Raw genomic sequence first — 10,229 nt, 5'->3', positions numbered from 1 at the left:
CGCCTGGATAAAATGGATCTAGGACAAATCGTTTGTCGGTTTCATCCGGAAGATTCCAGTAGCCTCTTGCCAGTCCTTTTCCTGCGATCACGAGCTCACCCGGTACGCCTGGCGGCGACAGGTCGTATAAAGAACCCGTGATGTAAAAATGTGTATTGGCAATGGCTGTTCCAATTGGAATCGTGCCTTTTTCTGGATCGATTATTCCGCTTGTCGCTACGACTGTATTTTCAGTCGGACCGTAATTATTGACGAGTTGATATGGAACCGGCTTTACCTGTTTCAGCTTGTCTCCGCCTGTTAGTAAATAACGCAGAGAATGGTTGTCCATTGACATGAACTGCTCACATAGCTGCGTTGGCAGGAAGGCGATGGTGATCCCTTCTTCATTGAAATACGCATTGAGCTTGATCATATCGAGGCGAATCGCTTCGTCGATAATGTGCAGCTCTGCGCCGGCGATCCACGTCGGGAACATCTCCCAAATGGAGGCGTCAAATCCAAAGCCGGCGTATTTCGCAGTTCGATCGTCTTTCGTCACTTGGAACGCATCATTGTGCCAGAATGCAAGATTCACAAGAGACTGGTGCTCGACCATGACCCCCTTCGGCTTTCCTGTCGTTCCAGAGGTGTAAATCATATAGGCGAGATCTGTTGGTTTGATATGAACCTGAATCTCGTGAGCTTCTCCTTCTACGGCATCTTCTATGAACAACACTTGACCTGTGAATGAAGATGGTGCAGTGAGTCCTTTCTGCATCAGAAGTACCTCTGCCCCGCAGTCTTCCAGCATGTACGCAATACGCTGCGCTGGATAATCCGCATCAATTGGAACGAATGCCGCACCTGCCTTGAGAACGCCAAGGACAGCGGCTGTCATGTCAAGGGACGGACGGGTGAGAATACCGACGCGGTCGCCTGGTTTTGTGCCGTTTGCGATAAGTCTTGAAGCGACTACATTCGCCCGATGGTTCAGCTCTTTATACGTCCAGCTCGTTCCGCAGAAGACCGCTGCTTTTTGGTGCGGTGCTTCTTGTGACTTAGCCTCAATCAAGGCATGAACGGTTTGATCTAACGGGACGTCAAGGTCTGGTCCTGACCATTCATTGATCAGCTCTCGTTTTTCCTCTTCAGTTATGAGAGATAGCGCTGAAATTGGCTGATTTAGCTTAGCCAGCATATCGTCTATGATTTTTTCAATATACCTGCTCCAGCGCTGAATGGTGCTCTTTTTAAACAAGGCCGCTGCATACTCAAAGCGCAAGCCCACTTGGTCATTTTCTTCAAATACACCGAGCGTTATATCAAATTTTGCATGAACGGTATCTTGCTGCTTTTGCGACAGCTTGAGTCCATTCAAATCCGGTAACGTCAGGTCACGGTCATCTGTTGTCAGCATGACACTAAACAATGGATTGCGGCTCGTGTCTTTCGGAAGATCTAACTGAGCCACCAATTCCTCAAACGGGAATTCTTGATGTTCATAGGCTGATAGGCTGCGATCTTTCATTTTTTCAAGCAGCTGCGCTGTCGTTTCTTCTGGCTGCACTTCGTTTCGAAGAGCCAGTGTGTTGACAAACATGCCTGGAACCCGCTCGATTGAAGCATGCGTACGTCCTGCGGTCACAGCACCTATGACGATATCTGTCTGCCCAGTTAACTTGGAAAGGAAAATGGCAAATGCCGTTTGCATCACCATGTTCAAGCTCACACCTTTTTCCGCCATAAGCGTTTTGATGGACTGCACCTTTTCAGCAGACAACCATCTATCGACTCGCCCTCCTTCAAATGACTGAACTTGAGGACGCGGAAAATCAAGAGGCAGTGCTAAGTCTTCCGGCGGCTGTGCATATTGCTCCAGCCAATACTGCCGCTGTTTCTCAAGCAGCGCCTGCTGCTTTTCTTCCTGCTGCCATACCGCAAAATCCTTGTAATGCAGCTGAACTGGCGGTAATGTCTTTTTCTCATACAGCTCTGCGAGTTCTTGAATGAGCAGGCTGCGTGTGACACCATCTGCAATGATATGGTGCATATCCATCATGAATACATATTTCTCATCAGAAAGCTTCGCCACTTTCGCCCTCATTAATGGTGCTTGATGTAATGAGAATGGTGTAATGAATGACTCGATGACAGACTGCTCCTGATCGCCCTCTATTTCATCAATCTTTAATGTAAACGGCACTTGGCGATAGACTTTTTGAACGGGTACGCCGTCAATTTCTACAAAGGCTGTCCGAAGTGATTCATGTCTGTCGATCAAGGCTTGAAGCGATGCTTCCAGCTGCTTCACATCAAGGCTGCCTTCCATCATTAAAACGGCTGGCATATGATAAGTGACTGCTTCTGGATGCAGCTGCTGCAGTACATACATACGCTTTTGAGCAGAAGAGACGGGATAGAAATCTTGCTTTTCCGCTGGCTGAATGGATGTCACCACCGAAGAATCTGTTTCTTCCAAGTAGGCTGCCATTGCCCGTATGGTTGGTTTTTCAAAAAGGACTTTGAGCGGCACATGCTTGTTCAGCTTTGCCTGCACCTTCGAAATGAGCACCATGCCCTTGAGGGAATGACCTCCCAATTCAAAGAAGTGGTCATGAACACCTATTTGTTCAACCCCAAGAACTTCTGACCAAATGTCACACAGCGCCTGCTCAAGTTCCGTTTCTGGTGCCACATGCGCCGTACGGTTCATATGCACCTCATGCGGAAGCGGCAAAGACTTCGCATCCACCTTTCCGTTTTGGGTGAGTGGAATGTGATCGACTTTCACAAAGTACGTTGGAATCATATAATCCGGCAGTGTCTCCGCAAGATTTTCTCTAAACGTCAGTGTTCCAATGTGTTCTGGCGCTGTGTAATAGAGTGCAAGCTCCGGCAACCCAGACAGGTGCAGGACTTTTACATAGACTTCTTGAATAGATGCCAGAGCACGTGCGGCATGCTCAATTTCCTGTTTCTCAATGCGATAGCCGCGGATTTTCACTTGATCATCGACTCTTCCAAGAAACTCAATATCTCCATTTGCATGCTGTCTGACCAAATCCCCTGTGCGATACATTTTCTCTTGAGGATCATATGGATTTTCAAGAAAACGTTCTGCTGTTAATTCAGGCTGATTCAAATATCCTCTCGACACGCCTTCTCCAGATATATAAAGCTCTCCCGGCGCGCCATAAGGGACAAGACGCTGCTGCTGATTGCATACGAGCGCTCTTGTGTGAGCAATTGGCTGTCCGATCAAAGATCGTTCCTTCAAAGCGTCCAGCTCTAGCGGTGTGATCAGCTTGGTCACTGTACCAATGGTTGTCTCAGTCGGACCATAATGGTTCATGACTGCCACGCATGGATGCTGCATCATAAATGTTTCAACATCCTCAGGGATCACCGGTTCTCCTCCAAGTACCACCAGGCGTAAAGCATTAAATGAATGTTCCTTAGAATCTGCCATCATATGAAATAAGGATGGTGTCATTTTGATATAAGTCAGCTCTTGTTCATCAATCAACCGCATCAGACGTACAGGGTCTGTATACACGTCTTCACGAGGAACATAGAGTGTCCCCCCTGCTTTTAAAACAGGGAAAATGCTTGTGTAACCAAGATCATATGCATAAGAAGAAAGCAGTGCCGTCCGATCACATTCCTGCAATGTCACCTCATTTATCAGCCAGCTGACATAGTGTGATAGATTACGATGCGTGAGCTGTACACCCTTCGGCTTCCCCGTTGTCCCAGATGTGTAAATGACATAAGCGAGCTGATCAGCCGACACTTCCGGCAATTCTATTGGATGGCTTTGATGCACTGCTTGTTCAACCTGCACCACTTGAATCGACTTATGATTTTGATAGGAATCTGCTAGAGACTCATTTGTCACGATGACTTGTGCACCTGAATCCTCTAATGTGTAGCGGATTCGTTCAGCCGGAAAGGCCGGATCAATCGGGACAAACGCTCCTCCTGCTTTCATCACACCAAGCATGGAGACAATGACATAGACAGAGCGGTCAAGGATCAGTGCCACAGTTTGTTCTTTCTCGACGCCTCGTTTTTTAAGCTCACAGCTAAGTGCATATGACATATCCTCAAGCTCGCGGTAGGTGAGTTTTCTTTGATCATCCATGACGGCGATAGCATCCGGTGTTTCCTTCGCCTGACGTGAAAATTGGACATGGAATGGCTCATGACGATTCGTTTGCCCTTCGGCTTTTTTCTCCAGACGCTCTATTTGTTCATGCTGATCCAGTATATGGAGCAAGCCGATCTTTTCCTCCGGATGACGAACTGCCTCCCGAATGATCGCCAGAAGATGAGTTCCGAACCGGCGGACGGTCTCTTCTTTAAATAACGCCGCTGCATAGTCAAAGCTCAACTTTAATGCTCCCTCGCGTTCAAATGCTTCTAAAGATAGATCAAATTTGACCGAGTGATGCTGAATGGCATAAGGCGAAATGTGCAGATCGCCGAGCTTTAGCGCCGATACCTCCATGTTCTGCATGTTAAATGACACGCTAAAAAGCGGGCTCCGAGTTGTATCACGGTCTAATGGAAGATTCGCAATTAACTCTTCGAGCGGATAGCTTTGATGTGCAAAAGCATCAACACTTGTTTCTTTTATTTCTTCAAGCAGCTGTAAAAATGTTTTGGTTTGTTCTGGTTTTCCGCGCATCGCAATGGTGTTGATAAACATCCCCGGCATGTCCTGGATATCAGGGTGTGTCCGTCCAGCAACAGGCGAACCCACAATGATATCTTCCTGCCCGCTATAGGAGGCAAGCAGCACCTGAAAGGCGGATAATAAGAACATATACATGGTCGTATCGGTTTTCTGAAGCAGTTCATGAATGCGCTGAGTCGTTGCTTGATCACAGCCAAACATGAATCGTTCTCCAGTAAAATCACGTTCTGCTGGACGCGGATAATCAGTTGGCAGCTCTAAAACCGGTAAATCTCCTTCAAATTGCTTCAGCCAATACGCTTCATGCTCCTTCTGTTTCTCCGTTTCTTCTTCACTTAGCTGCCAGACAGCGTAATCTTTATAATGAAGGGCTCGTTCAGCAAGAGCTTCTCCATCGTAAGCCTTCGCCAAATCTTGAATGAATGTCTTCATGGAGCTGCCATCTGTAATGAGATGATGTGCTTCCAAGACGAGAAGATGACGGTTCTCACTGACTTTCAGCAGCTGAGCCCGCAAAAGGGGTGCTGCTGTTAAATCAAATGGCGATTGACGTTCAGTAAGAATTGCCTCCGCCTCTTCTTCCTTGATGTCATGAACGGGAAGGTCAAATTCAGTCCATTCATGCACCCTTTGGACAATGTCTTCTCCGTTCATATGAAAGCTCGTTCTTAAGATTTCATGTGATTGGATTAACTGATTAAATGCTGATTTGAGCCGCTGATATTCGAGTGTTCCTTCAAGCGTTAAGACGATCGGTATATGATAATTCGTGCTGTCAGGTTCAAGTGTCTGCAAAATATATAAACGGCGCTGAGCTGGTGATACCGGATATTCGTCCGCCTGCTCTGCTGGCAAAATAGGATGTCCGGTTTCTTCTTGACCATCCTGATCGATGTAAGCCGCTAATGAGCGAATCGTCGGCTTCTCGAAAATCACTTGAATCGGCACTTCCTTTTGAAGCACTTCTTGAACCTTCGCAGACATCATCATCGCTTTGAGCGAGTGCCCGCCAGCCATAAAGAAATGCTCGTCTACCCCAACCGTTTTCCCAAGAAGCTCCTCCCAAATGTCAGCGAGTGCCTTTTCTGTCTCAGTCTCAGGCAGAATGATTTTGATTTCCTCGCGATGCACTTCGTCAGGCTTAGGTAAAGCTTTTCGATCTACCTTCCCGTTCGATGTCAGCGCAAAGGTATCCAGCTTCATCACATGGTGCGGCACCATATATGCTGGCAGTTTTTGATTGAATACATCTCGTACTTCTTCTTCTGTCAGTGTCCCTGTGAAGTAAGCGATGATTTCCTTTTCATCTGAGGAGAGCTGCTGAACAAGTACAACTGCTTCATCTATGCCCGCTTCTTGGTGAAGCACTGATTCAATTTCACCAAGCTCAATACGGAAACCACGAATTTTCACCTGATCATCGGCACGGCCGAGGAATTCAATCTGACCATCTGCACCATATCTAGCCAAGTCCCCTGTTCGATACATCCGTCCTGACGGTTTAAAAGGATCTGCCATGAATACTTGATCAGTCAAATCTGGACGTTTGATGTACCCTCTTGAAACACCATCTCCGCCCACATACAGCTCTCCTGGGGCTCCAATTGGCTGAAGTCTTTGATAGTTATCTAAAATATAAGCTGACGTATGATTGATCGGCTGACCAATTGGGATCGGGCCCGCTTCATCTCCTCTTACTTCGTAAATGGTCGAGATGGTTGTATTTTCAGTTGGGCCATAGACATTCAGCAAGGTAATTGACGGATGATGCTTTTTCACAAGCTCCGCACTTTTTACATTGATCACATCACCGCCGGTGAATAATGTTTTTAACCCTTTGAACATTTGCGGCCGCTGCTGAGCGAGCTGATTAAATAAACCAGTCGTTAAAAAGAGCGCTGTGATCTGATGTGTTTGGATAAATTGTTCGAATCGGTGAATATCCAATAAAGTATCACGGTCAACAGGATAAAGCGTCGCCCCATTCAGAAGCGTAGTGAAGATTTCAAGGGTAATCGCATCAAAGCTGACAGCTCCTGTATGCGCCATACGATCCGACGTGTTCAACCCTATTTTTTCCTGAGAGCATGCTAACCTCACAATATGCTGATGCTCAATTTGAACTCCTTTTGGCCGTCCAGTTGATCCCGATGTGAACATGATATATGCCAATTGAGATGGAGACGTCTCGACTGATAACTCCGCTTGTGAGTGATGAGACATGCCGGTCACACGAACAGCTTTGATGCTTTCATCAACTGGCGGCTGGCTGTCAGCATAGAGCAAAATGGATACGCCGCTGTCTTCAAGCATCCAACGGATTCTCTCCTCAGGCTGAGCTGGATCAATCGGTACATAAGCAGCCCCTGCGTGTAAAATGGCTAAAATAGAGATCACCGCATCTGCTGATCGGTTCATATATACCGCGACAGCATCCCCCCGCTGAACGCCGTTTTCTACAAGACTGCTGGCTAAACGACGGATTTCCTGTCCAAGCTCTTCGTATGTGAATGTTCGCTCGCCTTCGACTAATGCCAGATGGTCAGGCTGCGCCTTGATACGTTCATGGAGCAGCTCAGGAATGGACAGGTGCTTCGGATAATCTCGCTCCGTCTGGTTCCAAGCTTCAATCTGCTGCTTTTCTTCTTCTGTAATACATGTCACTTCATGAAGGCGTACATCAGGATTGTGAATGATTTGCTTCATGAGGTTGGTCAGATGTTTTGATATGTTTTCAATGACCTTTTCTTCAAAAGCCATCGCATTGTATTTGAATGTCAATGTCCACGTTTCACCAGGATAGACAAGGACATTGAGATCGAAATTCGTTTGTTCAAATCCGTCCTTTACATCAATGGCAAAACCGAGACGTGCAGACATGGTGTCACCAGACAGCTCCTGATCTAAAGGATAGTTTTCAAACCCAACCAAATGATCAAAGAGTTTTCCTCCAGCAGCTGTTTTCTGCTGAATGTCATAAAGCGGCATAAAATCATAGTTTTCCGCTTCCAGTGCATGCTGCTGAACCGTTTGAAACAGCTGTTTAAAGGTCTGCTCCTGATCCAATGTCACCCGAACAGGTATCGTATTGATAAACAGCCCTGCCATCCGCTCAATCCCAGACACACTTGGAGGTCTGCCTGATACGACTGTTCCGAATGTGACATCATCTGCTGCATGATAGGTGCCTAAAAGAACGGACCAGACAGCCTGAAAAAGGTTCGGTGCTGTCACTTGGCATTGTCTTGCCGCATCTTGAATGGCTTGTACGGTTTGAGCGTCCCATGTAAACGTCCATTCCTGATGGTCATATTGTCCGTTCGCTTCTTTTTGCTGCAGCAGCCCTTGGTGCTGAACAGCACCATCCAGCCGCTCCTTCCAATAGTCTTCCGCTTCTTGTTTGTTTTGCTTTCCAAGCCACTGGATATAGTCCGCATAAGGCTTACCTTGTGAGCGATCCGGCGTTCGGCCGTTCCGATAAGATTCATAGTAATGAAACAGTTTTTTCATCAACACACCCATAGACCAACCATCCATAATAATGTGATGGTTGCTCCAAATCAGGTGCCAGTTTGTTTCATTTAATTGAAAAACAGCGACTTTCAACAACAGATCATTCGTTAAGTGAAATCCTTGCTTTCTCACTTGCTTTTTATATTGATCCAATACCTTTTTCTGCTCTTGATGATTCAGATGAGATAGATCTTCTCTATACACATTTAAATGACGTTCAGCCAGTACAACCTGACGAGGCTTTTGTAATTGTTGATAGACAAAGGCTGTACGCAGAATGTCATATGTCCGTACGAGTTCATTGAGACTCTTTTCAAAAAGATCGAGATCAAAATCTCCGCTTATTCCAAGCTCAAGCTGTGTGAAATAAGAGGAGGAATTAGGGTCTAGCATGGCATGATACAGCATGCCCTCTTGCATTGGTGTTAAAGGATATACCTTTTGAATTTTCTGCTTGCTCATAAGTCCACCTCTTCATTTTTGCTTAAAATAGATCCATTAGCTTTTCAAGTTCATCCATAGTGAGATCCTCATCCCCCACATCACTAGGTGTGATCTGACTCTCATCCTGTGATAGACAATGTGAGATCAGTGCCTTCACATTCTTTTCTAAGAGTTCCTTGAACTGTTCCATCGTACGTTCTTCGAATTCAAGGTGATGATAGGAAATCGTCACATGGAGCACTGCTTGTTCTACGAAACCAACAATATCCAGCGCATGAGGTTTCTCAGATTCAGGGCTCAGCGATTGTCCTGCATGCCATGGAGAGCGCCTCAATTCACCGCCGCCGATCTGTTCATCAAACTGACCAAGATAGTTAAAGCTGATATCTGGTGTGACTTGAAAATCAATATCGTCCTTCATCTTGTCAGGCGTTAAGTATTTTAAAACGCCATAGCCGATCCCCTTGTTCGGAATGTGTCTGAGTTCCTCTTTTAAATACTTGATCTGATAAGAAAGATCGTCTGCATGCGACATATCCAATAACACAGGATACATACTAGTAAACCAGCCGATGGTCCGTGATACATTAACCGCAGGGAGGATGTCCTCTCTCCCGTGCCCTTCAAGATGAATAAAGTGCCTGTCTTCACCTGTCCACTCTTTCATGGACAACCCTAATGCCGTCAGCAAAATATCATTGATTTCTGTTTGGTAGGCTTCATGTACATCCGTCAACAGACTGCGTGTTTCCTCTTCAGACAATGTAAAACGAACGGTCTGTGTATGAAGCATTCGTTGATCCTCCGTGACATGATCCTTTTGAAGCGGAGGAGCGGAATGCGCAAGCACCTTTTTCCAATAATCTCTTTCCGATAGCAGCTCATCTGACACAGCGTATTCAGTCAGCTTCTGGGCATATTCTTGGAAGGAGTGTGTTTTTTCAGGAAGGGTAAGAGTTTCCCCGCGCTTCGACTGTTCATAAAGAGCCATGAAATCTTCAAGGAAAATGCGCCATGACACACCATCAATGACAAGATGGTGCACAGCAAGCAATAAATGATCCCCTTGATCCGTTCGGAAAATGGCAGGTCTCACTAAAGGCCCGTCTGCTAGCGATATACTCGCCTGCACTTCATTTGCCAGCTTTTCTACCTGCTGGATTTGCTGTGACAGCTCTCCTTTTACTTCCACCACATCAATTGCTACATTGTTTTCCTCGATTCCTCGATGACGCTGGATGACGCGCCCTTCTTCGAGCGGATACACCATTCGCAAGGCATCATGATGAATCATGAGCTGTTCCAGTACTTGCTGAACGTTTTTCTCATTTAAACCATTTGGCGCATGAAGCATCATCGATTGGTTCCAGTGATGCTGATTCGTAAAGCTTCGTTCAAAGAACCAGCGCTGAATCGGTGTGAAAATGACTTCTCCTTCGACAGGTGATTGGTCGGCTGTGAGGAGATCGGCTTCCTCTATATATGGTCGCAGCTCTGCAATGGTCGGATACTGGAATAGAAGTTTCATATCGAGCTTCCAGCCTGCTTGCGTGAGTCTGCTTGCCATTTGAATGCCTTTAATGGAATCTCC

General features: G+C 46.3%; 2 protein-coding genes. Both read right to left on the bottom strand.

The annotated features are described in order from the left end of the window. Positions 1–8,656: non-ribosomal peptide synthetase (locus AWT60_RS18300; protein WP_218677592.1), on the bottom strand; the 8,656-nt coding region annotated here is incomplete at its 3' end. A gap of 22 nt (positions 8,657–8,678) precedes the next feature. Then, on the bottom strand, positions 8,679–10,229 hold a 1,551-nt coding region (locus AWT60_RS18295), incomplete at its 5' end, for a condensation domain-containing protein (protein ID WP_256928567.1).

The organism is Bacillus sp. F2HM (genome assembly GCF_019266135.1).
GTDB lineage: Bacteria > Bacillota > Bacilli > Bacillales > Bacillaceae > Bacillus > Bacillus safensis.
Note: the sequence above shows the minus strand (reverse complement) of the source record. Positions and strands in the feature narration are given on the sequence as shown.